This is a genomic window from Microscilla marina ATCC 23134, assembly GCF_000169175.1.
Lineage (GTDB): Bacteria > Bacteroidota > Bacteroidia > Cytophagales > Microscillaceae > Microscilla > Microscilla marina.
In genome coordinates this window covers 152,031-177,241 of the sequence record NZ_AAWS01000003.1, presented here as the reverse complement: position 1 = coordinate 177,241, position 25,211 = coordinate 152,031, and the positions used below count along the sequence as shown (strand labels likewise).

Annotated in this window: 19 protein-coding genes and 1 riboswitch; of the genes, 14 read left to right on the top strand and 5 right to left on the bottom strand. The window is 38.9% G+C overall.

Annotation, left to right across the window (positions count from 1 at the left end):
- Positions 1-202 precede the first annotated feature (202 nt).
- Entirely contained in the window at positions 203-742 is a 540-nt protein-coding gene (gene hslV / locus M23134_RS03345; RefSeq protein ID WP_045112921.1) for an ATP-dependent protease subunit HslV, read from the bottom strand.
- Positions 743-1,189: 447 nt separating this feature from the next.
- On the opposite strand from hslV, the gene M23134_RS03340 reads away from it, so the two are divergent.
- The 5 genes from M23134_RS03340 to M23134_RS03320 all read left to right on the top strand — a co-directional run bounded on the left by M23134_RS03340 (position 1,190) and on the right by M23134_RS03320 (position 5,852).
- Positions 1,190-2,620, top strand: coding sequence for a hypothetical protein (locus M23134_RS03340; protein ID WP_045112920.1), 1,431 nt, complete (start codon positions 1,190-1,192; stop codon positions 2,618-2,620).
- Between the two features lie 260 nt (positions 2,621-2,880).
- A complete protein-coding gene (gene gcvH, locus M23134_RS03335; protein WP_002693929.1) occupies positions 2,881-3,264 on the top strand; it encodes a glycine cleavage system protein GcvH in 384 nt (127 codons plus the stop codon).
- Positions 3,265-3,550: 286 nt separating this feature from the next.
- Positions 3,551-3,925: a VanZ family protein gene (locus tag M23134_RS03330; RefSeq protein WP_045112919.1), complete on the top strand. Its 375-nt coding sequence runs from the start codon at positions 3,551-3,553 to the stop codon at positions 3,923-3,925.
- A gap of 102 nt (positions 3,926-4,027) precedes the next feature.
- Positions 4,028-4,717 (top strand): energy transducer TonB, encoded by a 690-nt coding sequence (locus tag M23134_RS03325; protein ID WP_002693927.1) that lies wholly within the window; start codon positions 4,028-4,030, stop codon positions 4,715-4,717.
- A 445-nt stretch (positions 4,718-5,162) separates the two neighbouring features.
- Complete coding sequence (locus tag M23134_RS03320) at positions 5,163-5,852, top strand: energy transducer TonB (RefSeq protein ID WP_045112918.1); 690 nt, start codon at positions 5,163-5,165, stop codon at positions 5,850-5,852.
- 445 nt (positions 5,853-6,297) lie between these two features.
- Here M23134_RS03320 and murB read toward each other — a convergent pair whose 3' ends face one another.
- Both murB and M23134_RS03310 read right to left on the bottom strand, forming a co-directional pair.
- Complete coding sequence (gene murB, locus M23134_RS03315) at positions 6,298-7,314, bottom strand: UDP-N-acetylmuramate dehydrogenase (RefSeq protein WP_002693925.1); 1,017 nt, start codon at positions 7,312-7,314, stop codon at positions 6,298-6,300.
- Entirely contained in the window at positions 7,314-8,771 is a 1,458-nt protein-coding gene (locus M23134_RS03310) for a leucine-rich repeat domain-containing protein (RefSeq protein ID WP_053337234.1), read from the bottom strand. The genes murB and M23134_RS03310 overlap by 1 nt, the downstream gene beginning before the upstream one ends.
- A gap of 288 nt (positions 8,772-9,059) precedes the next feature.
- Between M23134_RS03310 and M23134_RS03305 the strand changes: the two genes are divergently transcribed.
- From M23134_RS03305 to M23134_RS03270, 9 genes are all read left to right on the top strand, one after another.
- The gene (locus tag M23134_RS03305; protein ID WP_045112917.1) at positions 9,060-10,118 is read left to right on the top strand and encodes a class I fructose-bisphosphate aldolase; all 1,059 of its coding nucleotides are present in this window, start codon (positions 9,060-9,062) and stop codon (positions 10,116-10,118) included.
- Positions 10,119-10,395: 277 nt separating this feature from the next.
- Positions 10,396-10,587: riboswitch (cobalamin riboswitch) on the top strand.
- A gap of 153 nt (positions 10,588-10,740) precedes the next feature.
- On the top strand, positions 10,741-11,151 hold the full coding sequence (locus M23134_RS03300) for an acyl-CoA thioesterase (RefSeq protein WP_002693921.1): 411 nt from the start codon (positions 10,741-10,743) through the stop codon (positions 11,149-11,151).
- A gap of 407 nt (positions 11,152-11,558) precedes the next feature.
- The gene (gene accD / locus M23134_RS03295) at positions 11,559-12,401 is read left to right on the top strand and encodes an acetyl-CoA carboxylase, carboxyltransferase subunit beta (protein ID WP_002693919.1); all 843 of its coding nucleotides are present in this window, start codon (positions 11,559-11,561) and stop codon (positions 12,399-12,401) included.
- A 131-nt stretch (positions 12,402-12,532) separates the two neighbouring features.
- On the top strand, positions 12,533-13,018 hold the full coding sequence (locus tag M23134_RS03290) for a DUF6265 family protein (RefSeq protein ID WP_002693918.1): 486 nt from the start codon (positions 12,533-12,535) through the stop codon (positions 13,016-13,018).
- Entirely contained in the window at positions 13,018-13,314 is a 297-nt protein-coding gene (locus tag M23134_RS03285; protein WP_002693917.1) for a thioredoxin family protein, read from the top strand. The genes M23134_RS03290 and M23134_RS03285 overlap by 1 nt, the downstream gene beginning before the upstream one ends.
- A gap of 234 nt (positions 13,315-13,548) precedes the next feature.
- On the top strand, positions 13,549-14,637 hold the full coding sequence (locus M23134_RS03280) for a hypothetical protein (RefSeq protein WP_002693916.1): 1,089 nt from the start codon (positions 13,549-13,551) through the stop codon (positions 14,635-14,637).
- Positions 14,638-15,117: 480 nt separating this feature from the next.
- On the top strand, positions 15,118-15,294 hold the full coding sequence (locus M23134_RS40885; RefSeq protein WP_002693914.1) for a hypothetical protein: 177 nt from the start codon (positions 15,118-15,120) through the stop codon (positions 15,292-15,294).
- A gap of 284 nt (positions 15,295-15,578) precedes the next feature.
- Positions 15,579-16,154, top strand: a complete 576-nt coding sequence (locus M23134_RS03275; RefSeq protein ID WP_002693912.1) for a Crp/Fnr family transcriptional regulator — start codon at positions 15,579-15,581, stop codon at positions 16,152-16,154.
- Positions 16,155-16,266: 112 nt separating this feature from the next.
- Positions 16,267-17,205: an NAD(P)-dependent alcohol dehydrogenase gene (locus M23134_RS03270; RefSeq protein ID WP_002693911.1), complete on the top strand. Its 939-nt coding sequence runs from the start codon at positions 16,267-16,269 to the stop codon at positions 17,203-17,205.
- 443 nt (positions 17,206-17,648) lie between these two features.
- Here the strand turns inward: M23134_RS03270 and M23134_RS03265 are convergent, their stop codons facing one another.
- Both M23134_RS03265 and M23134_RS03260 read right to left on the bottom strand, forming a co-directional pair.
- Complete coding sequence (locus tag M23134_RS03265) at positions 17,649-18,716, bottom strand: IS110 family RNA-guided transposase (protein ID WP_002693910.1); 1,068 nt, start codon at positions 18,714-18,716, stop codon at positions 17,649-17,651.
- Positions 18,717-19,524: 808 nt separating this feature from the next.
- The gene (locus tag M23134_RS03260) at positions 19,525-25,017 is read right to left on the bottom strand and encodes an alpha-2-macroglobulin family protein (protein WP_002693909.1); all 5,493 of its coding nucleotides are present in this window, start codon (positions 25,015-25,017) and stop codon (positions 19,525-19,527) included.
- Between the last annotated feature and the right edge of the window lie 194 nt (positions 25,018-25,211).

Here is a 25,211-nt window from a genome sequence, read left to right as displayed (position 1 = left end):
GCAGTGCTATTGACGATAAGTTTAACAATATATGAGCAGAAAAATCGCGTAAAACGCCTAATTAATGACCCAAGCCGAAGGCGAGTTTATAAATCTCGAACTTGTCTTCGGGGCTCTGCCTTTTGGCTAATTTTAAACACACTCTTAATAAAAAGGTTATCAACAAACTATGTCAAAACGTTTACTGATAACCTTTAAAACTTTACAGTTTTTCCAGAATAATATTATGGTTGGTGTAAATACAAATGTCAGCCGCTATATGTAAGCTTTCTTTCACCATTTCTTCGGCAGTCATTTGGGTTGAGTGCTTTTTCAAGGCAGTGGCAGCCGACTGGGCATACATGCTACCCGAACCAATAGAAGCAATGCCATTGTCAGGCTCAAGCACATCACCTGTTCCCGAAATCACCAAAACCTCGTCTTTCGATGCAGTAATCAACATCGCCTCAAGGCGTCTCAAGTAACGGTCAGTACGCCAATCTTTAGCAAGCTCTATGGCGGCACGCTTCATGTTTTTACCATAAGCATTTAGTTTTTCATCAAACCGCTCAATCAAAGTAAAAGCATCGGCAGTTGACCCGGCAAAACCTGCCAAAATATTACCATCAGATAGTTTCCTTATTTTACGTACATTGCTTTTAGCTACAGTATTGCCCATGGTAGCTTGTCCATCGGCACCTATGGCTACCTCACCGTTATGCACTATAGCCAATACTGTAGTAGCGTGAATCTTTTGCATCATAAATCAAATATTTCTAAAAATGAATAACTAAAATCAATCTCTTTGTTACACCCATCAAGGCGTTTTGATCAATCCACTCACTTACATTCACTAGAGTTCCTCTACCCTTGGATCGATGCTAAGCATTGAACAATCCTAAAGCCAAAACACAATCTCTGCCAGAACGTCAGGTAAAGAACATTCGTTCCCCTCCTTCGTTCATACCATAAAAGTTGGCGCTTTCTACCAACAAAAGTGCGGACCACCAGAGAAGTTCAAATTAATAAAACAACAGATTTGAAACTCAAAAACAGCACAACAATTTAATAATAACCAATCTTTTGTTTGGCAAAGATGTTGTTTATATTTTTGGCAAAATAGTGTGCTTCAAAAGTTTTTGCAGATTATTTTCAGCATATCAACACAGTTAAACAATCATTGCCAACACTTCGCATCAAACAAAACTCTATGGACAGAATAATAAGCACCAAAGAAAAAGCCCTCAGTATAAACCTTGACCCCGCAAAGTACGGATCATTTGCAGAAATTGGGGCTGGTCAGGAAACCGCTGCCATATTTTTCAAAGCTGGTGCTGCTTCCCAAACAGTTGCCAAAACTATGTCGGCTTACGACATGAAATTTAGTGATGCCATCTATGGAGCAGAAGAAAGTGGGCGTTATGTGTGTGAACCACGTTTGCTACGCATGATTGAAAAAGAATATGGTCTGCTTGAAGAACGCCTGGGAGAAATTAGAGGAGAAAAGTCCTCTTTCTTTGCCTTTGCCAACACAGTAGTAGCACTTAACTACCACAAAACCAACGTGGGGCACGGTTGGTTAGGCATTCGTTATCAGCTCCGCCCCGAAACCCCTCCCAACGATATCGTAATTCACGTATTTATGCGTGACAACGACACCCTCGCCCAACAACAAGCTTTTGGTGTCATTGGTACCAACCTTATTTATGGCGCTTTTAATTATTATGATGCCCCCGAAATTTTATTACAGTCTTTGTTGGACAACCTGGGCAGAGACCGGGTAGAAGTAGACATGATTCGTATGTCTGGCCCCGACTTTAAGCGCATAGACAACCGTTTGCTTACTCTACAGTTAGTTAAAAATGGACTGACTAATGCCGCTATGTTTGGTCCTGACGGTTCGGTAAATCAGGTATCTGACTTTATATACAAAAAAAATATTTTGGTGCTGAGAGGGCGTTTTCGTCCACCTACCAATGTAAACCTTGATATGCTACAGTGTGGACTTGAGCAGTTTAAACAAGAAGATGATGTAGACGAAAACAAGCTCATTGTATTGACCGAACTTACCCTGCACGATTTGATGATGGGTAAAAAAGACATTGATTACCGCGATTTTCTCGATCGGGTAGACATTTTATGTTCATTGGGACAACACGTGCTTATCTCCAATTATCAAGAATACTACCGCCTGGTATCTTACTTATCTCATTTTAACCGTGGACGAAAGATCGGTATCATTCTGGGTATATATGTACTGGAGCTTATATTTGATGAAAAATACTATGAGAATCTCGCGGGTGGAATTTTAGAGTCTTTCAGTACACTTTTTAGCCGCAACGTAAAGCTTTATGTATATCCGGCGTATATGCGTGATATGCCCGATGAGCTTTATACTTGCGCCAACTTTGACCTGTCACCTCATTTAATGGATTTGTATGAATACCTGATTGTAAACGACAAGATAGAGGACATTGCAGACTTTGAAAAAGATAGCCTTAAAATCATTTCAGACAATGTGCTCAACATGATTAAACAAAGTACCCCTGGCTGGGAAAAAATGGTGCCCGAAGCCGTTGCCAAAGCCATTGTATCTAAACGGTTGTTTGGGTACAAACCCAACGAGGTAGAAGCGAAATAAGCTTTGGTTACTTTTTTGAAAATAAGAAGTGGTTTTTTAATTGAAAGCCACTTTTTATTTTACCCTATCTCTACTCACTCTCCTTTTAATAGCATTTTAGCCTTGCTCCTAAGATAGATGGCAATTCTTGAAGCTTATTTTGATTTTTTAGCAAAAACACTTTTATTGCAAAATCAAATCCTAGAATAAGATTTGAAAAACTGTTAAACAACTCATAATTAACAGATTACATATCTATCATTATTTAAATCATTACCTTTATGAATTTTCCGGATAATCTAAAATACACCAAAGAGCACGAATGGATCAGGTTGGAAGAGGACAACACTGCTGTGATAGGTATTACAGCACACGCTCAAAGTGAACTGGGAGATGTTGTGTATGTAGAGATAGAAACTGAAGGCGAAGAACTGGAAAAAGACGCTGTTTTTGGTACAGTTGAAGCAGTAAAAACAGTGGCAGACTTGTATTTGCCTGCTGAAGGTACTGTGCTTGAAGTAAACGAAAAGTTAGCCGATACTCCGGAACTGGTAAACCAAGATCCTTATGGAGAAGGTTGGATGATCAAAATGAAGTTTGCTAACATAGCAGATGCCGAAGAACTTTTGTCTGTTACAGACTACAAAGCACTTGTAGAGGCTTAGGAATGGTGTAAAAATAAAGTTCTATAGTAACGCCAAAATATTTTGTTGGCAGGAGAGGTAAAAAAACGCGGCATAGCAGCGCTACGGCAAGTTCTTTTAACGAATTCTGTCAGCGAAAGATGACGTTAAAAATGTAAATTTATTTTGGTACTATTCCTTAGGCTTAACTAAAACAACATTACCCCAAATTGCCTGAGTCATAAAATAAATAAAGTTGGTTTATTTATGACTCAGTTTTTGTACATACCAACGCAATTGACATTGCCACGCCAACTTAACCTCGATTATGTTTCTTCGATACAATTTATATACCATCACTTGGGCCCTTATCATGCTATTGCTCACTATTGCTTCCAAAAATAGCATGCCATCCATGAATCAATGGGATTTGTTAAGTTTCGACAAGTTTGCCCACTTCTCTCAATTTTGTATCTTGGTCTTTTTGATGATTGTTGGCTTTCACAAACAACATACATTTACCTCGCTCAGGTTTTACCCTTTTCGTATATCTATGGGTATAGGTATAGGTTATTCAATAATACTTGAAATAGTGCAATTACTGGCAAATACCGGACGAAGTTTCGACGCAGCCGATGCTATGGCAAATATTCTTGGGTGTTTTGGCGGATTGTTGATTTTTTATTTGATATATAAAATTTAAACTAAGAATTTAGTTTTTTAAAAAAAGACTTACTATCTTTGTTATATATTACAGAATGTTTAAAACTAATTGAAAAGAATTTATATAAATAAAGTTTGAATTATGGAGTTAAAAAAGAACCCCAGTGCTGATATCGGACGCCGTAAGTTGTTGTTCTTTAGCATTGGGCTTGCTGTAACAATGCTATTTATCGTTGTTTCTTTTGAGTGGAGAGTATATGATTCTATCACCAAGGTAGAATTTAAAGATGATGGCGAAGATTTTGAAGAGCAAATTGAAATTCCTATTACAGAGATGCCTCCCCCTCCCCCACCTGTATTGCAACAGCCAGAGGTAATTGAGGTACCTGATGAAGAAAAAATTGACGAAGAAATCGAAGTAAACCTGGACGTAGAATTCAAAGAAGAGGCTCCCCCTCCTCCTCCAGTAAAAGTTGATCTTCCTCCTCCTCCTCCTCCTGTGGTAGAGAAAGAAGAAAAAATCTTTATGATTGTAGAAGATCAAGCAATGCCAAAAGGTGGCTTGAGAAAATTCTACAAATACATTGGAAAAAACCTTAAATACCCATCACAAGCGCGTCGTATGGGAGTAGAAGGTAAAGTATATATCCAGTTTGTAGTAGAAAAAGATGGAAGCATTACTGATATAAAAATATTGAAAGGTATTGGCTCTGGTTGTGACGAAGAAGCTATTCGTGTATTGAAAAACGCACCTAAATGGAAGCCAGGTAAGCAACGTGGTGTTCCAGTAAGAGTTCGCCGTTCTATCCCTATTGTATTTAAATTACAATAGTCTACCTAGAAAATAAAACTTAACAATAAGTTCAAACCCCGACTAAACCTAGTCGGGGTTTTTTATTTCGAAACAAATGCAACCCTTGAAGTTTCTTTGGTGTCTATAGAATAAAGTAAGATAAAATAACCCAAAACAATATCTCTGTATAATACAAATTAGGCGTTTTTACTTTTCACTTCATCCAACCTATAAAAACTGAATGTTAAAAAAATATTAAATCATTTAAAAATCACTCGTTTTTCTTTAAAAAATTCAATAAAACACCTAATTTTACGCTGTATTTACACGTTTTAGTACAATTTATTTTTATTACTGTGTAAACGCATCCGATAGTAAATATTTTACGTAAGTATTTAAGGAGATATTACTTCAAACAATACTATATGATCTAAGATTACTCACTGAATTTTTGTTGTACTTACAATTTTAAAAAATTGAAATAATGGAACTTAAAAAAAATCCAAGAGCCGATATAGGACGACGTAGGTGGTTTTTCTTTAGTATTGGGCTTGCTGTAACAATGTTGTTTGTTGTTGTTTCTTTCGAGTGGAAAATCTACGACTCTATTACCAAAGTAGAGTTTAAAGACAATGAGGAAGATTTTGAAGAACAGATAGAAATTCCCATTACAGAGATGCCTCCCCCTCCTCCTCCTGTGTTACAACAACCAGAGGTAGTAGAGGTACCCGATGAAGAAAAAATTGACGAAGAAATAGAAGTGAACCTGGACGTAGAATTCAAAGAAGAGGCTCCCCCTCCTCCTCCAGTAAAAGTAGAGCTTCCTCCTCCTCCTCCACCTGTAGTAGAGAAAGAAGAGAAAATCTTTATGATTGTAGAAGAACGTGCTACGCCAAAAGGTGGGATGAAGGCTTTTTATAAGTATGTAGGAAGCAAGCTCAAGTACCCTAGCAAAGCGCGCAAAATGGGCATTGAAGGCCGAGTAGTGATAGAGTGTGTAGTAGACAAAGATGGCAGCCTGAGCAATTTTCAAATAAAGAAGGGTATTGGTGGTGGTTGCGATGAAGAAGCTATCAGAGTACTCAAAGGAGCTCCTAAATGGAATCCAGCCAAACAAAGAGGGCAAGCTGTAAAGTATCGTATGTATGTACCCATCGCATTTAAACTTGGATAATAATAGACATTTAACATATAAAAAAAGCCTGTTTCTAACGAAACAGGCTTTTTTTATGGATTTATAGTCATCCAATACTCCGCAGTGATTTTAGTCAAAGTTGTTTGCTGTTTAACTTCGTTGAGCTCGCCAAAGGCTCGGTTATCAGTCATTTATGAATTTAAAAACCATTTAATTGGGTGTTTAGGCATAAAACCGAAACACTTTTAAAAATAAAGTGAGTACGCAATCTTAATATAAAATACTGGTTTACAGCATTTAACAAGGTGAACATTTACTCGAATCAGCTATGGACTATCGACTAAATACTATGGACTATTGAGTCATCATCAAGTTTAGTAAAGCCAGATAAATTACAAACACTTAAAAATCAGTAACTTATACATTTGCTAGTAGAACCAAGGCTAACTTGAAGCTTATCGCTTAAGGCTTGCACCTATGTGATTTATATAATATTGATTTCTGGCTGAATAGCAATGCCAAATTTTTGTAAAACAGATTGCTGAATATCTGCTGATAATTGGCGTATTTGACTGCCCTCACCACCGCCATAATTAACCAATACCAAAGCCTGACGACTATGCACGCCAATGTGTCCAAAACGTTTGCCTTTCCAGCCGCTTTGCTCTATTAACCACCCTGCTGGTACTTTTACCTGGCTGTTGGCCACTGGATAGCCTACAATATGCGGAAAAGCTTGTTTGAGTTGCTCAAATTGAGTGAAAGGTATGGTGGGGTTTTTAAAGAAGCTTCCAGCATTCCCAATCTTGGCGGGGTCGGGTAGTTTGCTCGACCGAATCTGACAAACGGCATCACTAATTGCCTGTATACTTAACTCTTTGACTTGGTTGGTTTGCAAAACCTCTTGAATGGCACCATAACTGGTATTAAACGTTGGCTTTTTAGAGAGCTTTAGGGTAATACCAGTGATTACAAATTGATCTTTGTAAATGTTTTTAAATACACTCTCTCGGTACCCAAACTTGCACTCCTCGTTGGTAAAAACCTTGAGTACCCCTGTACTACGCTCTACTGCCTGCACTGTCTCCAGTACTTGTTTTATCTCTACACCATACGCTCCAATGTTTTGCATAGGGGCTGCCCCTACTGTTCCAGGTATCAGCGAGAGGTTTTCAATTCCTCCATATCCTTTTTGTACACAATGCATTACCAAATCGTGCCATACTTCGCCAGCAGCGGCTTCCAGCCAAACATTTGAGTCATCTTCCCGCAGGAGCCTGATCCCCTTAAGCTTTATTTTAGCTACCAAGCCTTCAAAATCACGGGTAAACAACACATTACTCCCTCCACCCAATATCAACAATGGAGTCGGGTTTTGTTGTTGTTCCTTTAGTAAAGTTTGTAAATCAGAAAGTTGATGAACCTCTACAAATTGTTGGGCTTTTACATCTATGCCAAAAGTATTGTGAGGCTTAAGTGATACCTCAGGTTGTATATGCATTAAAATCCTATTCTAACGTGGGAAAGCTGTTTTCTAATATGAGCTTTTTGTTCATTAGTGAATCCATTACGTTTCATTGTAAATATTTTCAAGTTGAGCAAAGCTCCCATATTAGGGGGCAATTTAGCCAATTGATTATTATCAAGGTATAACTCTCTCAAGTTTTTTAGGCGAGTAATACCAAATGGCAAAGTACGTAAACGGTTGTGTGACAATACCAATATACGCAACGAACGAAGATCAGATATTTTGTTGGGCAAACTGGTAATTTGATTTCGACTGGCATCGAGGTAATAGAGTTCTTCGAGCCCCCACAGTTCAGAGGGTATTTCGGTCAACAGATTGCCACTAATTGCCAGGCTTTTGAGCTGGGTAAGCTCTGCCAATTCTACAGGCAACAAAGAGATTTGGTTCTGAGAGGCGTAGATACGCTCTATTTTTTTGAGCTGGCTAATGCTTTTGGGTAAAGTTTGTAAATTATTTTTTCTCACCCAGATAGACTTCAATGAAGCCATGTTGCCAAGGCTGGAAGGCAACAATTCCAGGCGATTGTTGCTCAACTGCAACGTAGGTAATAGGGTAAGGTTGCCTATGCTTTCGGGCAAAGCACGCAGTAGGTTGTGGTGCAGGCTCAATACTTTGAGTTGGCTCAATTTACCAATATCGTTGGGCAACTCTAGCAACTGGTTATGCTCAAGCTTTACTACCTGCAACTGAACAAGAGATGTTAGTTCTTTAGGCAATTGTTTGATCTTGTTTTCATTTAAGTACAAACGACGCAACTGGGATAAAGCCCCTATTTTTTCAGGTAGTTTGGTCAGGTTATTTTGCTGCAAAAAAAGCGAAGTAAGCTTTTTTAAACTTCCTAAGTTATCAGGTATTTTAGTCAAACGGTTGCGGCTTATATCAAGCGATTGCAGGTTTTTATATTTGCCCAACGAGACACTTTCCAGTTGATTCTTTCCCAACCCCAGGCTTTCTAGTTTTCGCAAACTACTGAAGCTCGCCGGAAGCTGTTTTAGCTGATTGCCATACGCCTCAAATACACGCATCTTTTTAAGCTTTCCTATATTTTCGGGCAATTCTTTTACTTTATTGTTGGCAATATTCAACTGGGTAAGGTTACGCAAACGAACAATCTTGCCGGGCAAATCAACCAATGAGTTACGCTGAATGTCCAACACTTCAAGCGACTTTAAACTGTCTATGCCTTGAGGCAAATGTTTGATGTTATTATTATACAACCGGAGTATTTTCAGTTTTTTTAATTGAAAAAGTACTTTAGGAAAAACTGTCAATTGATTATTCCCCAGGTTGAGTTCTTCCAGGTTTTTGAGCAAGACAATATTTTGAGGGATTTTTTTTAACTTTTGGCTACTTAGGTTGAGCCGTTGTACTTTACTTTTATTCTGAAGGGCTTGGTCAAGGTTACTGTAAAACAGTCGGTTAATGTCCATTTTTTTTTGAGCAGAAGCAGAAAACCTTCCACAATAGAACAACAAAATTAATACAACGAAGCAGCGTAAAGTAGACATGTGAATATGCAAGTTAGAAATGAGTTTTTAAAAAGATATACGAAAATACAATTGATAAGATATTGCATACTATCGAAATTTAAGGAGAAATTTTATCAAAAACCAGATAAAATATATGTCTCAAAGCAAGCTAATAGCTTTTTGTTTCAACTTTTCATGATATATTTGCCAACTTTGGATAGATCACAAAAACTCCTAAAAAATAAAGTAATGACATACGACGAAATTGTAAACTTACTGGGTAAAAATAACGAAGACTTGTTTACTCACGAAAGTAAAACTATCTCAAAAGACATGTTGCACAAAACCAGTGGCAATGTGGTAGATGATCAATTTATAAATTCTAACCGTAATCCACAGGTTTTAAAAAGTATTGCGTCTTTGTATAACCACGGGCGTTTAGGAGGCACAGGATACCTGTCTATCTTACCTATCGACCAAGGCATTGAACATACGGGTGGTGCTTCTTTTGCTCCTAACCCAATTTATTTTGACCCTGAGCATATCATCAAATTGGCTATAGAAGGTGGCTGCAATGGAGTAGCTACTACTTATGGAAACCTTGCCATGATGTCGCGAAAGTATGCACACAAGATTCCTTTTGTAGTAAAAATTAACCATAACGAATTACTCACTTACCCATCTAAGTTTGACCAAATTATGTTTGGGTCTATCCGTGAAGCCTGGAATTTGGGGGCAACTGCGGTAGGTGCCACTATCTACTTTGGTTCTGAAGAATCTTCTCGTCAAATTGTAGAAGTAGCTCAAGCGTTCGAAGAAGCACACTCTTTGGGTATGGCTACTATATTGTGGTGTTACACTCGTAACTCTTCGTTTAAGAAGGATGGCATTGACTACCACGTAGCCGCCGACTTGACCGGACAAGCAAACCACTTGGGAGTAACCATTCAGGCAGATGTTATTAAACAAAAGCTTCCTGAAAACAATGAAGGGTTTACAACAATTAACTTTAGCAAGTCTCACCCAAAAATGTATAGTGACCTTGCTTCTGACAACCCTATTGACTTGTGTCGTTATCAAGTGGCTAACTGCTACATGGGACGTATTGGGCTTATCAACTCTGGTGGGGCGTCTGGTGGAGACAGCGACAAGGCGGATGCAGTAAAAACTGCCGTGATCAATAAACGTGCTGGTGGAAGTGGCTTGATCTTAGGGCGTAAGGCTTTCCAAAGACCTGTAGCAGAAGGAGTAGACATTTTGAATGCTGTTCAGGATGTGTACTTAGAAGATAAAATTACATTGGCCTAAGCCTAAGGGCTTAGGTCTCAAAACACAAGTAAAACCACTTCTAACTAACAAATTTATAATCTAATGAATATACTATGAATTTGTTAGTTACCTGTTTAACTAACTTGCTGTGATGAGCTCAACGTAGTTAAATAGGGAGTAGCACCGATATTCATCGGTATCTAAGGACTTGCGACTTGTTGCTTAAAGCTTGTCCCTGTTGGAGCTTTTAACCATCGTGGTTTTACTGAATTTTTATTTTTTAGTTTCCGCAGTATTCAATGCTGCGGATTCTTTTTTTCAACACACTTTACAAGGTTTTGCTACGGCAAACGAAAAGGGAAGCTGGTGAAAAACCAGCACTGTACCCGCAACTGTAAGTTGTAAAAGCTCTTTTTTGCACATAATGCCACTGTAAGTATGCGTACTTATGGGAAGGCGCAAAGAGTATGCAACGAGTCAGTAGACCTGCCTTGTAATAGTTAGTATACTTAACTTTCGGGAGCTAGAGTTGGGTGTGAGGCGTTTGGAAAATAACTATGGAATGACCTTTTTTATAAAGTAAATTCATAGCCTTGTTGCGCTTTGCCCTCTTTGTAACTCTCTCCTAAAAGATGGTTTTACCCCAAAACAATCATTTAAAATGGATACAAATTTAACAAAACGTATTGAAGAGTCAGAAACGCATATATTCAAGGCAGTTTTTCCAAATACCACCAACCACTATGACACCTTGTTTGGGGGTACCGCCTTACAACTTATGGATGAAGTGGCCTTTATTACAGCTACTCGGTTTACCCGCCTTAAGGTAGTAACGGTAAGTTCTGACCGGGTTGACTTTAAACAACCCATTCCGGCAGGCTCATTCATAGAGCTAATAGGCAAGGTAGTCAAGGTAGGTAATACCAGCCTGGGGGTGCAAGTAGATATTTTTTTGGAACACATGTACGAAGAAACCCGACAACGAGCCATTTCGGGTAATTTTACATTTGTGGCCATTGATGAAAACAGACACCCATTAACTATCCGGGAAAATTTACCTAAAACAAAATAATTATCAGCACAAGCTACAAGTACAATATCTTGGAAGTTAGGAGGTATGCCACACATTTTTTGGGTGAACAATCTTACATAACTTTCATAAATTGATTATTTACATTTAAATTTGGCGACTAATTTTAAGTCAGTTACATAAAAAACACAAACCTGATAACAACGGGTTTATTTATAAAACTTTATAAGTCAGTTATTTACATTTAAAATTTGGTGAAACGGGCATCTTTTAACTTTAACAAAGATCAATGCCTACACCTGTTTTCAGATATTGGTAGCAGGTAATAAATGCTCTGAAAAAAGAGTATTTGATGCATCAGACCAGTCATAGCATCAGGTTTTTCTATAAGGGTAGATACCCTCCTGTGCTTGTACCTCTGACCACTTGTTACCCCAAAAAACAAAAATATGGCTTGGTATAAAAGAGAAAAAAAAGGGATTATTACACCTACCTCAGCAAAAAAAGAAACTCCTGAGGGGCACTGGTACAAATGTCCAAAATGTAAAAACGTAATGAACTCGCGCGACCATAAGCAAAATGCTTATACTTGCATAGAGTGTCATTTTCACGCCAGAATAGGCTCTAAAGAATATTTTGAGGTGTTTTTTGACAAAAATGAATTCACCGAACTGGACGCAAATATGATGTCTGGCGATCCGCTTGATTTTTCAGACACCAAGACTTACCCTACACGTATTCAACAGTCACAATATAAATCTGGATTGAAAGATGCCGTAAGAACTGGTCATGGGAAAATGAAGGGGGAAAATATTGTATTGGCAGTCATGGATTTTGGCTTCATTGGAGGATCAATGGGTTCGGTTGTTGGTGAAAAAATATCAAGAGCTATAGATTTTGCCCGTGAGAAAAAATACCCTTTGATTGTAGTATCTAAATCGGGGGGCGCCCGCATGATGGAGGCAGGGTACTCGTTGATGCAAATGGCCAAAACATCGGCTAAGCTTGCTTTGCTTGCCGAAGCCAAAGTTCCTTATATATCATTGCTTACTGACCCTACTACTGGTGGAGTATCGGCTTCTTTTTCTATGTTAGGTGACTTTAACATTGCCGAACCAGAGGCTTTGATTGGTTTTGCCGGGCCACGTATTATCAGAGAAACCATAGGCAGAGACTTACCTGAAGGATTTCAAACTTCAGAATATTTACTCGAGCACGGTTTCCTTGATTTTATCATAGATAGAACCGAAATGAAAAATAAATTGGCGGGTTTGATTAAAATGCTAAAATAACCTGCTTTTTATACATTACAATAGGATGCCTGTAACGCTTTTGCTGTTACAGGCATTTTTATTTTGAGACTTTTGCGCCTCGTAGTTACGTGTGGAGGGTTAAAATATATAACACTTAAATATTATCAAAAATGAGATGGATTAGTCAATGGCTGGCTACAGGTTGTTTGGTGTTCATTACACTATCTTTTGGGTATGGTCAAATGCTTAACAAACTGCCTACAGATAAGTTTTTCAACCAAATAGTGGGTACTTGGAAACTCAACAATCGCCCCGTGCTAGAGCAATGGACACAGGCTACGTCGGGCTCCTTTCAGGCAAGGGTGCTAGACCTAAGCAAAGGTGACAGCACCTTTACTGAAACCATTAGAGTAATAAAAGATAAAGGACAAGTTTGTTTTGTGGCAAAAGTATTGGAACAAAACGATGGTAAACCAATTAAGTTTAGGTTAGCTAAAAAACGTAAAAAAAAGGTTATATTCATCAATGAAAAACACGACTTTCCTCAAAAGATTGAATATCGTCTGAAAAACACCCAAACGCTACAAGTGCAAATAAGTGGTGTGGTAAGGAAGAAAGTCAGAAAAATAACCTTTGTATACCAACGAATAAAATAATGCAAATAAGTGCAGATAATAAGGCATTATACTTTACCAGTGCTGGGTGTTCAGTATGCACTGTGCTTAAACCCAAAGTAGCCCAACTAATAAGCACCCATTATCCTAAACTTGAGTGGCAGGAAATAAACATAACAAGTAGTCCTGAACTTGCCGCGCAATATAGTGTGTTTACGGTACCTGTATTTATTTTGCTCTTAGAAGGCAAAGAATATGTAAGGCTTATTCGAGCTTTTTCATTAGATGAAGTCAGAGAGAAAACAGACCGGGTATACAGGTGGCTATTTGACGAATAAACTATTAATTAAAAGCTAGTTAGGCAAACATTTTGCGCATACGGTTTTTATCATGGGGGTTGTTTTAAACTTTGCCAAACCAATAACTGTTGCATCAAGAGCATACACATAATTTTGGCAAAATAGTCCCCTTGTGTTATTTGGGTATACTTTCATTTTTACAGAAATTACTAAGATTTTTGATTATAAAATAATAGCCAGTACGGCTTCATCAATCATTCGGTCATAAAATATATGGAACATCATATCTACAAAAAGAAAGAATTAGTAAAAGGTGGTTTTTTGAAAAACCTGCTTGGACAAAAAGTAAAAGAGAACGCCTTGATTGAGATCAATAATCTTTTGGCTGAAAAAGAACTCACCAGCATCACTGTAGACGAAGTTCAAAATATTGCGGCCAAATACAAGGTAAACCTTGAAGGTGAGTTTAATAATGATGTATTGGTGTTTTACACCGATTATCTCAGAAGTTGTCTGGATGACAAATATTTGTCGGAAGAAGAGCTGGCTGATCTAAAGCATCTTAAGTTTATTTTAGGCATTAACGACAAAGAAGTAGATATTATACATAGCCAACTGGCTGGTGAAATTTATAAAGTAGAGGTGGAAAAAGCCATTGAAGATGGAATGCTGGATGATGACGAGAAGCAATTGATGGAAAAACTACAGAATGATTTAAAACTACCCACAGATGTTGCCGAAAAAATATACCAAACCAGCGGACAAGAACTGTTGAATAACTTTATGAATAATGCGCTTTCTGACGAGATGTTATCGCCAGAAGAAGAAGCTGAATTGCAAAAAATTGCTCAAAACCTCAACGCTGAGGTAAAACTAGACTCTGCCACCCGTGCCAACCTTGACAAGTACAAGCTGTTTTGGCAAATAGAAAATGATGAGATTCCAGAGTTAGAAGTAAATATTGGCTTGCCTCGCAAAGAAAAATGTTACTTTCAGACTAAAGCCGACTGGTTAGAAAATGCCATCCACCCTGACATTGACCATAGTACTCGGTCAGGGCTTAGAATCAAAATTGCGAAAGGTGATTACTGGAGAAATATCCACAAACAGGAAAAGACCCTACACGAAAAGGAGTGGAACCATATAGATAATGGGCAGCTTTACCTGACCAATAAGAAAATTATTTTTAAGGGAGCCAAAGGTGATAAAATTATTTTACTCAATCGTATTACCGAGTTTGAAGTATATATCAATGGTATATTTTTAGAAAAGGAGAAAGGCATTAACCCCTTTTTAAACTTTGGTGCCAATACCGATATATTTGCTATGCTGCTCGGCAAAGCTATCAGTCAACTTGATTGATGCATTTTTCAAAAAAAATAGGACAAGGTTGTATATTTAACATTGAATATACAACCTTTTTTTATAGGACTCGTAGTTTATATATTTGCACTTTACCAATAAAAAAGTATATTTTTCAAATTCACCCCTTATTTAATCTTTTACCTCTTCTTGCGCTTGTAACTTTTTCATCCCTAAAACCAAGGTTTTTTCACCCCCAAACAAGCTTTTCTCTCTCCTTCTTAATAATAATAAACCACTGTAAATCAACACATTAAGCATTTATCCTTGCGCTGTTTGAGGGTAAATACTCAGATAAAGGTGTCTGGCAATATGGTTCAAATAACCTGTAAGGTTTTGGCAAATCTTGAAAATATAATATTTAATTTGTCAAAAAACCCTAGTGCAAAATGTTTTTAAACAAAATCCAAAAAAATCAAGTTATTTTTTTGTACTACATTGCCGTTAATAATAACAACAAAAACCAATTATATAAATTATATGAATCAGGAAAATCGTAAGAAAAACTTTATTAGTCAGTTGATTAAAATGGAAAATGCCTCTTTAGCAGGTAAAACCCGAAGCTACAATGAGGAAGTAGCAAAAGAAACTACCAACGAAATAAGCCAGGAATGGTATGATGTGTTGGGCGGACAACTTGACAATAACGATTTGTAATTTTTATAGCATACTGCACAGCTTCAGCTAACAAGTTTATCAAAAGAAATACATATTTTTTATTCCTCCTTTATTTACCCATAATTGAAGTTGCAAATTTGCTAATTAAAAAATACCCAATTATATTAGATTCAAATAGAAACCAGAAGCATTGATTTGCTTCTGGTTTTTTGTTTTTATGGGTAAGCAGCCACAAGTTTTGGGTACCAACACATAGTAGTCAATGAGGGCAACACTCACCCATTATACACACGTCACCTCTACTTTTTATAGCATCAAAGTATATGAACAATTTGGTTTTTAAGCAGGCTTTAGAGCAATACTTCACGCCTACCTCAACCGAGTGGGAGCGCATACAAGACAAATTATCATTTAGAAGCCTGGCAAAAGATGAATGCCTGATTAAACAAGGGGAAGTTTGCCATCAATTGGCTTTTATCACCCAAGGAATGATTCGCTATTGCCAGTATGATTATGACAACAATGAGCACACTACTTGTTTTGCCTGGGAAAACTTCTTTTGTGCCCCTTTCTCAAGTTTCATTCATAGTACTCCCTCTTTTGAAAGCCTCATTGCGCTTGAGAATACTCATTTAATAGAAATCAACAAAGTAGATTTTTTTGCTTTGGTAGAAACGATTCCTGGCATAAACCTGGTGTACCGCAAAGTACTTGAGGCCGCTTATTTATTGACCGAAAAACATAATTATATATTGCAAAACTATCCAGCAACTGAACGCTACCAAACCTTGGTGATGCATGACCATCCCACGCTTTTGCAAAGGGTTCCCCTTAAGTACATTGCCTCTTACCTGGGCATCAACCCAGAAACCCTGAGCAGGGTAAGACGAAAAATTTAACTCCCTTCTCCTCCCCTGTTTCATTTGTTGACTTTTGTCAAGTGTAGTTCGTGCAAGTGGTCGCTACTTTTGTAACCAAATATATCGCACCACCCAAAACACTTGATACCTTATGAAAGGACTCACTTTAGAAAATAAACACCTTCAACTAAGAGAAGATTTACCTTTGCCTGTACCCAACGCCAACGAACTGTTGGTAAAAGTAATGTATGCTACCGTAAACCCTACTGATGCTGATACGGTGGCAGGCAACCACGCCTTATTAGCAAAGCTGCTGGGCGCCAAACGTCATTTGGTAAATACCGGGCTAGAGTTTTCGGGCATTGTACAAAAGTCGGGGAAACGATTCAAACAAGGAGACCGGATTTTTGGCTATGTAGACCTGCTTAAAGGCATCAAAACTCATCAGGAATATATTTGTATCGACGAAGATTTTGTGGCTTTGATGCCTGCTCAACTAAGTTTTGAAGAGAGTGCGGCGATGCCACTGGGTGCTTTGACCAGCCTCATAGCTTTGCAAGACTTGGGGCAAGTAAGCAAGGGTAGCAAAGTATTAATCAACGGAGCATCGGGAGGGCTGGGAGTATATGCCATACAAATTGCCCGGTTGCTAGGGGCAAATGTTACTGCTGTAGCAGGCACCAACACCAAAGCTTTTTTAAGTAACCTTGGCGCCAACCAGGTGATCAACTACCAACAACCACTTAAGAGCCTCCAGAATAAGTTTGACCTGATATTAGACCTGAGTACCTTGGTCAAGTACCCACAAATAAAGCACTTGCTTAACAAAAGCGGCAAGTTTATACCTGCCAACCCTTTTAATAATCTTCCTTATTTTATTGGCAACGCCTTTAGAAACAAAAAAGTAAAATACTTGATGGTAGAAAATGGGGACAGTGAAAAACTCACCTTGATCAGTAGCTGGGCAGCACAAGGCAAATTACGCCCGGTAGTAGATAGTGTTTTTTCTTTGGCAAATTATGCTCAAGCCTTTCGGCGAATTGGTGAAAAAGGCAGAAGAGGGCGAGTAGTCATACAAATGAGTGAATAAAACCCAGCCCTGACAAGTTGCCAGGGCTGAGACTATTTAACCTTCATGAGTTGTGTGAAAAAAGCTCAAATCGTTGAGCAAAAATTGTAATTCCATCAGCTTAACTGACCTTTCGCAGTACGTATTTTTGTTTTTAAGCAAAAAAATACAGTTTAGGACTAGGGTTGCGTCAGCTGGATTCAGCCTTAGTTTGTTGCCGTTAAGAATCTGTGAAACGAAGCCGTAAAAACAGATCACTGTTTGAGCCGCAGGCGAGTTTGAGCTGTTTAGCCGAAAAGGCAGAGCTTGCCCTTACGGGCTGCGGTTCGGCGTAGTGCAACAGATTTAGGCGAAACAAACTACAGATACTATCTGCGAAATCAAGCTTTTTGATATAATTTTTTCAAGATTTTGAGTTTATTTTAAAAAACGGTTTTATCTTTACTTTACCCAAAAGGAGTTATTTAATAACTACCTAGTGTAGGAGGGCATTCTTGCTCTTCTACAACTTTTTGTTTTGCATAGTTGAGATCAAAGTTTTCTTCTTTTTTCCATAAAGTATACATCACTACCAGAAGTTTCCTTTGTACTGCTGTATAGGCTTTCATCTTTTTCTTGGTTCGTTCAAATACTCTTGAATATAATTCCTGAAAAATATTTTCTTGCTTGACTGTCTTGAGGGCAGGAAAGTGTAAAGCTCTTCTAATATGTGTATTTCCTTTTTTAGATATACGTGTTTGCCCAACATATTTTCCTGATTGATGTTCAACAATATCATACCCTGCATAGCTAGTAAGTTGTTTCTGGCTGCTAAATAGCTCAAAGCCATTAGTTTCAGCGACAACCACCGCAACAGTTAAAATACCTATTCCATAAATAGTAGTTAAACGCTTCATTTTTTCGTGTAACACCTCATCTTTCTTGGTAGTTTCTAAAATCTGTTGATGAACGCTTTCTTTTTGCTTCTCGAGAAATTTGAGGTGGTTTTTAAGTTGTTTTAGGACAAACTTATTAGGGTCATGGCTATGCTCAAGCGCATGTAGGCGATTATAATTTTGAGTGAGTTCTTTTTGAATAACCTCATAATAACGCGCGATTGTGCGTAATTCCTTTAAAACAGGACTAATTGGTTTCCAATAACGAAGGTTTTTGACGAGCACCATTTTTGCCAAACCTTGGGCATCTATCTTATCAGTTTTGCTCTTGATCCCCTCACTTTTCAAGAATGCTTTTGCTTGATTAGGTAACACCACGATTACTTTATGTGCTTTTTCATAAAGTGTCCAAGCTAGGTTTTCGTGGTAAACACCTGTAGCTTCCATTAAATATTCAGCCTCTGTTATTGAGTGTTTATTTAGGTTTTTTTGTACCCAATGGTTAAATTCGCTAAAACCTTTGGTATTATTTGAAAACTTCCGGCTGGCAATTACTTTAAAAACTTTCTGACCATTGCTACCCATAATACAAGCTCTAAAATCTGCTTTGGATATATCTAAAGCAATCCCAACTTGAACGAAAGTTATTTTTTTCATAAGGCATAAAATTAAACGATGAATCACCTACTTCTTACTCAACTTCACTTATGAGATGCAGGCTATAGAACACATCTATGCCTTGGATACTTAATTCAATTTAGAGTAGAAAGGTAGATGATTGTGATCTCTGTAGTGCTGTATCTATCTTGTGATAGTACTTAGCGGCGGCTATGTAAGAACTATTGTAATCATCTACCATTTAGGTTTTATCTAATATAATGATTTATGTGTTATTTTAAGATAAGGTAAAGATATAAGCGGCGGGTTTTTTGATTACTTTTTTACCTGTAGGAAATCCATGATCCCGAACTTGATTCGGGGAAGTAATGGCTCACAGATACTCGAATCATTGCTTTTTATGAGCATATTTTGCTGAGTGGTATTTTTTCACAGAAAACAAATTTTTGACCTGCGAAAGGTCAGAGCTTAAGTGATCTGGAAAAAATAAGATGTGCCTATTCAAGAAAATATATTGTTCTCAGGCGATTCAAAAAAAAGGCTACATAGCCGAAGTTATGAAGCCTTTTTTTTGAGAAGAATGAGGGCAATAGATACACTTTAATGGCTCAAGTTATTTATGAAAGATCACTAACCTCTAAATGATGACGCACATTGGCTAAACCAGGCTGTTGGGCTTGCTCGACGAGTTCATCGGCACTGAAGGCAAAAGCCCTTAAATAAGCAAAAAAACTGATTCACACAACATATTAAGCACTGAAAATCAATAATTTACTAGTTTTTCTCACAAAAAAAGAGGCCTTGTTTTACCAAAGCCTCCTTCATTATTTTACCTTATTATCTCTACCTATCCCTCGTCACTACCCCGTGCTACAATCTTAATAGTACCACTGCCATTGTACGAATACAAAGCCCCATTATACATCGCATCGGCGCTTACAGGTCCCATGGTAAAGTTTCCTTGCGACACCGCCCTTACCAAATAATAAAAGGTTTTGGTTTTGCGTGAAGCCGTTGTAAATAGGTTAATTCTATCATCGCGAATATCAAAATGATCGGGATTACTGGCTTTCTTGATCCAGCTTACCGCAGGCGACGAAGAAGTCAGGCGAGGGTTTTCTATTTCAAAACCAGCCGGAAGCATATCAGTCACTGCTACATTTTTTACGCTAGAACCATCAACAGTAGCCACGGTTACCTTTACCACCACCAAATCATTTTGTCTAAACACATGGTCTTTAATTAGGTTGCCCTCACGGTCATAAAACTGTTTGCGTACCTTAATCACATTGTCTTGGTTTTCTACTTTACCAGTGGCACTCAAACCATTCATTTGCCAGAAGTAGTACAAACTACCCGAACCAGTCGCCCTTATATTCAACGCTTTATTGGCAATATTTTGGGTAACTGTCAGGTCTTGCCCAACAAACGTACCTACACGGCTACCTCCGGCGGTCACCTCTGCCTGTATGTTTCCTTTGTTGGCAGTAGCCAACTTGCCCAACGCCAATAAAGAAAAAGCACTTTCCTGGGTATTGAGGTAACGGGCTGAACGTACTTGCTGCCCCAAACGGCGAGCCAATGAAGCAATTTGTGGGTTTTGAGGATCGGCCTCCACCAATGCATTTAAGGCAAGCGCCTGATCGCGTATATAAGAATAAAAGCTTCCACCCAAGGCTTGTTCGGCTTTTTCGCCACTAAAGCTTTTGGGCAACAACACTTTATAGTTGATTTGATCACCCAATACAAAATAAGCACTTGCTAACAAATATTTTGAATCCAATGACAACAGCTTGGCATTTTCTTTATAGAAATTCATCGTCGATACATCGGCTTTTTTGGCAAGCGCCAACACATACAAAGAATAAATGGCTTCGCGTTTGGCTATAGTCTTGAGCTTGCGGGCGCCTGTATTATCGGTGTAATAGTAGCGTACCCGGTTGCGGCTATAGTAGGCATCAGTACTGCTTTTAGACTTACGCGCCAGGTAGGTATACATCCTGTTGAGCATACTGGTGTTTACATTGTAGCCTAACTTTTTAGCTTCCAGCAAAAAGTGAGTAGCATAAGCAGTTCCCCACCAGCTTGCGTAATTGCCTCCAGGCCAATAACTCAATGCACCATTGTACATTTGCATAGATTGCAACCTTAAGATACCTTCTTGTACATTTTCTTTGATTTGCTTGCCATAGGTAGCATCAAACCCTCTGGTTTTGGGCATCAATACCTTCATGAGGTTTTGGGCATACAACTGAGGAAAAACCGATGAGGTAGTTTGCTCTACACAACCATGCGGATACTGAATAAGGTAATCCAAACTTTTGGCAAACTGTATCAAAGGTGATTTACTCAACACTAATTTGGCTTGAGTAGTAGAAGGTAGCAACCCTTTTTTCAAACTCAACGACTGATTGGTACCTGCAGTTACCACCCCACTGCCACTGCTCTTGATCAATCCGCTTGAGGCTCGGATGTTGATAGATTGTTTTTCGCTAAACATACGCCCCATGGCATTGACCACCACCTCTACCTTGGCACTGTCTATTACCTTAGCTGCTTGTACTTCAAACATGATTTGCTTTTCGCTATTGGCTGCCAGGGTTACATTGGCACTCTTGCGCCCAATTACTTTTAGGTTGGGAGTAGTACGCAATTGTACTGAGGCAGGCGAAGCTTTGTCTGTAGTGTTGGTAAGCGTTACAGGCATTTTGAGCTGATCGCCAGGACTCAAAAAACGGGGCAATGCTGTAGATATTACTACAGGATCGGCTACAATCATATTCTTTTGGGCTGCTCCAAAAGCACTGCCTTTATAAGCCACTGCCATGAGCCGCAAACTACCCGAAAACTGAGGAATGTTAATGGTATATGTAGCTTCGCCTTGTGCATTGGTTTTAAGAACACCGCTCCAGAAACTCACCAACTTAATGCGTTTGTTTACCATAGGGTTGGTGCGCTCATCGGCGAGCGACCCACCCCCACCTGAGCTACTGCGACGAATGAAGAGTTCGGGAAATAGCTGGGGGTACAGGTCATAAGCGTTTACTTCGAGGGCTCTTTTTTGGAAGAAATAATTGAGCGGATTGGGCGAACGGTAACGCTTCATCTGCAAAATACCCTCATCTACTACAGCCAGGGTTACCTGAACGTCGGCTTCAGCACGATTGGTTTTTACTTTGATGGTTTGTTTTTGTTTTGATTCAGTTTTTTCTACTGCATCTATGCTTACCTGTAGGCGGTTTTCGGGGCGTGTAACCTTCAAAGGAGCAAACCCATGGGCTACTGTCAATGGAATGGCACCATCGCTCAATGGTTTGATCAAGGTAGCCGTAATGTATACATTGGGCTGATAAGCTTCTGTCACTGGAATGGTGACTGAGGCAGATTTTTTATCAGTATCTACATAAAAGTGTTTGTATACTTGATTGCGTTCTACAGTTACCAGCATACGCCCTTTAAACGGAGTAGTAAACAACACTTTGGCCTGGTCGCCCACATTGTATTCTTTTTTATCTAGGGTAATGCCAATCTTACCATCTTTGTCTACCTCAAACGATGCATTGTCGGTAGTACCATACTGATAAGCATAAAACGACTGGGATACATAAAAATCGCTCTTAGGCAACTTTACACGCACCTCATACTCTCCCGAATAGTTGGGGGTAAAGTTAAAAGGAGCTGCTACCCCACCATTGAAAGAAACCGTGTTTTCTTGTAATATTTTAGGCTTGCGACGCGAAACATAACGCGTTCCACTGTAGGTTTTTTCAAGCACGGTTTGCCAACGATAACGGATAATTTGCACCTTGGCAGTGGCATTTACCGGGTTGCCTTTTTTGTTTACTGCCACCAGTTGTATGGGCAGCGAAGACCTGGTGTTTACATAGTAATCAAATTTTTTGATTCCCAAAAATGTACTTTGAGTAAACACATCAAAGGTTTTCATACGGCTTACCTGCCTTCCGGTCTCGTCAAACACAGTGGCGAACACTTTGCCCTGCAGTACTCCTTGATTAACGTATTCGGCGGGTATTTTAAAGCTTTCCTTGATCAAGCCCTTTGTATCAGTTTTACCCTCCCGGCGTTCGGTTTTCAAGTAATCGGTAGAATAAACCCGTTTATCGTCACCCGAACGAATGGCAAAATTATAGTCTCTATATTTTGGTGCATTTGGTCGAAACGACTTACGTTGCAAGTAAAAACTTAAGTCATAATTACGATTAGCCGCAGGGGGACCAAACAAGTTCAAAGCTTCAACCTTTACCTGTACTCTGTCACCGTTTTTAACGTCTTTTTTCCAGATATTTTTAAACTCGTGGTCTACCAAGTCCAGCTTTACCTTGATACGGTCAGGCATAAACTCTTCTATACTGATACGCTTAGAGGTAAGTAATACTCCAGTAGCCGAATACACTTCGGCATTGTAGGTGCCCGTAATTGCCGAAGCAGGCAACTTAATAGAAACCGCAAAAGCACCTTGTTTGTCAAGTACTCCCCGCATAGTAGTAAAGTCTTTGCCATTGGGTAGCAACAACTTAAGTTTTACCGGAATTTGCCCTGGTACTTTCCATTGCTGGTCGCGCACAATTGTATTTAAGTGGATGGTTTCGCCAGGACGATACAAGTTGCGTTCTCCGTAAAGAAAAGCCTGGTAACCCGATTTATTCTCACGAATTCCCCCGATGTCAAAAGCTGAGCGCTCTACCGAAGTTTGATTGAAATGAAGGTAATTGAAATCTTTGCCATAACGTGCAGTAATCATTCGCACGCTTGCCTGGGGAAACTTTTCTTTGATTTTAGCAAACTTTGCTACCCCGTTGGCATCAGTAGTAGCCTTATAAAAAGGTTGGTTGCTTTTGCTAATCAAGCTTACAGTCACTCCTTTGAGTGGTTTGGCACTCATGATAGAGTTGGCAAAAACCAATACATCTTCTTTGGTATGTTTCACTATAAAGCCAATATCCGACACCGACACGATTTTGTTACTATTGAGCCACTGTTTTTCGGTAGAGGCTACCTTTACAGCATAAATGCCCTTGAAGTTATTGGCTTTGTCGAGGTCAAGATTCAATACATGCATACCATTGGTTTGCGGCAACGACCTGGTGTCATATTCCTGATCAAGGACTGCATCGCCATAGCTGCTGTAATTGGTATAATAACTAGACGCATTGTCTTTTACTGAGCCACGTTCAGTCACAAATCGCTGAATATTATTTTCATAGATTTTATATACCGTCACTTTTACTTTAGGCACATTTACTATGCGAATACCAATGTTTTTGTTACCCTTGCTTGACAAGTAGAGCCCTTTTTTAGCTACAAAACTAATGTAGGGCGACAAGCTGCCAAACTGCACCACTTGCTCATGCGCCTCGGCAAGTTTGCCCCCAAAAACTCCTCTTATATTGTCAGACAGTGTAACCGTGTAGCTTTTGTTGGCCTTAAAATTTCCTTTAATCAAAAACCCATGATCCAGCATTTTTACCTGATATACTACCGAAGGCTTAATTTTCAGGTTATTCAATACCTCTAGCTCTTCTACCGCCTGGTTGGTTTGTACCCGAATATAAGGAACGTTATTTTCATACGTAGCCTTGGCGTTTACAATCTCAAGGTTACGCTTATTGGGCGTGCTTACTTTATGTGCAATTGGTTTTGTGGTTACATAAGGGCTTTCGGCACAGCGCAAACCGGGAGCAATGGTTAAGTCTATCTGACTGGCTCCGGCATTTTGCAAACCAGCTTCATCAATGACAATTTGGGCGGTTCTCGACATATCATCATTCACTACACGAAAGCTCTGGATTTGCTTACCACCCGACTTGATACTTAAAAGACTTTTAATGGATTGGGGCTTTATCTTGTAATTAAAATTCAGGTTTATCCTCAATTGCTTCGTACGACGGTTGTCTTGTGCCCAGTATACGTCTGAGTCTTTCAGGTTGAGGTAAGGAGTGTGAAAAACAATGCTACTTGTTTTGTTCACATCAGGTACTTTATTGGGGGCAGCCTTTACCAAAGCCTCTTGTAACACAGCTTTGTAATCGGTACTGGGTTGAAAGCCTTTGACTGGAGAAAAAATCAACTCATTTTTCGACACCCATTTAAACTTACCCTTTACCTTGGGGGTAAAGGTCAAATAACTTGTCGTATCCCAAACGTTCAATTTATTATCTGCCACTAAGTCCTGACTAAAGGTGAATTTCAGGTTTTGCTGAGTAGCTACTTCTTCCTTAAAGTCGGTTTTCTGGACTTCGACCAGGTTTTTTGAACATTGGGTAAAAATGACCACACTTAGCAGTAAGGTCAGTGTTTGTATCCAGGTAGTTTTTTTCATAATGTGTTAAAAATTAATAGGTATTTTGATTGTAGGTATCATTGTATTAGCACAACGTGTAAAACAGGGGGCTGATGTAAGGTTTATACTAAAAAAACTTAAAGGTAATACCTTGTAGATTTTTTTTTGCGGAATGCAACCTTTCCCCTTGTCTATTGTCTTAATCATGAATCAAGTAAATTATGTCAATCAAC

Bases quoted from the DNA above. Each gene is read 5' to 3' on its own strand.
- hslV (WP_045112921.1), bottom strand. From the start codon at position 742: ATGATGCAAAAGATTCACGCTACTACAGTATTGGCTATAGTGCATAAC.
- M23134_RS03340 (WP_045112920.1), top strand. From the start codon at position 1,190: ATGGACAGAATAATAAGCACCAAAGAAAAAGCCCTCAGTATAAACCTT.
- gcvH (WP_002693929.1), top strand. From the start codon at position 2,881: ATGAATTTTCCGGATAATCTAAAATACACCAAAGAGCACGAATGGATC.
- M23134_RS03330 (WP_045112919.1), top strand. From the start codon at position 3,551: ATGTTTCTTCGATACAATTTATATACCATCACTTGGGCCCTTATCATG.
- M23134_RS03325 (WP_002693927.1), top strand. From the start codon at position 4,028: ATGGAGTTAAAAAAGAACCCCAGTGCTGATATCGGACGCCGTAAGTTG.
- M23134_RS03320 (WP_045112918.1), top strand. From the start codon at position 5,163: ATGGAACTTAAAAAAAATCCAAGAGCCGATATAGGACGACGTAGGTGG.
- murB (WP_002693925.1), bottom strand. From the start codon at position 7,314: ATGCATATACAACCTGAGGTATCACTTAAGCCTCACAATACTTTTGGC.
- M23134_RS03310 (WP_053337234.1), bottom strand. From the start codon at position 8,771: ATGGACATTAACCGACTGTTTTACAGTAACCTTGACCAAGCCCTTCAG.
- M23134_RS03305 (WP_045112917.1), top strand. From the start codon at position 9,060: ATGACATACGACGAAATTGTAAACTTACTGGGTAAAAATAACGAAGAC.
- M23134_RS03300 (WP_002693921.1), top strand. From the start codon at position 10,741: ATGGATACAAATTTAACAAAACGTATTGAAGAGTCAGAAACGCATATA.
- accD (WP_002693919.1), top strand. From the start codon at position 11,559: ATGGCTTGGTATAAAAGAGAAAAAAAAGGGATTATTACACCTACCTCA.
- M23134_RS03290 (WP_002693918.1), top strand. From the start codon at position 12,533: ATGAGATGGATTAGTCAATGGCTGGCTACAGGTTGTTTGGTGTTCATT.
- M23134_RS03285 (WP_002693917.1), top strand. From the start codon at position 13,018: ATGCAAATAAGTGCAGATAATAAGGCATTATACTTTACCAGTGCTGGG.
- M23134_RS03280 (WP_002693916.1), top strand. From the start codon at position 13,549: ATGGAACATCATATCTACAAAAAGAAAGAATTAGTAAAAGGTGGTTTT.
- M23134_RS40885 (WP_002693914.1), top strand. From the start codon at position 15,118: ATGAATCAGGAAAATCGTAAGAAAAACTTTATTAGTCAGTTGATTAAA.
- M23134_RS03275 (WP_002693912.1), top strand. From the start codon at position 15,579: ATGAACAATTTGGTTTTTAAGCAGGCTTTAGAGCAATACTTCACGCCT.
- M23134_RS03270 (WP_002693911.1), top strand. From the start codon at position 16,267: ATGAAAGGACTCACTTTAGAAAATAAACACCTTCAACTAAGAGAAGAT.
- M23134_RS03265 (WP_002693910.1), bottom strand. From the start codon at position 18,716: ATGAAAAAAATAACTTTCGTTCAAGTTGGGATTGCTTTAGATATATCC.
- M23134_RS03260 (WP_002693909.1), bottom strand. From the start codon at position 25,017: ATGAAAAAAACTACCTGGATACAAACACTGACCTTACTGCTAAGTGTG.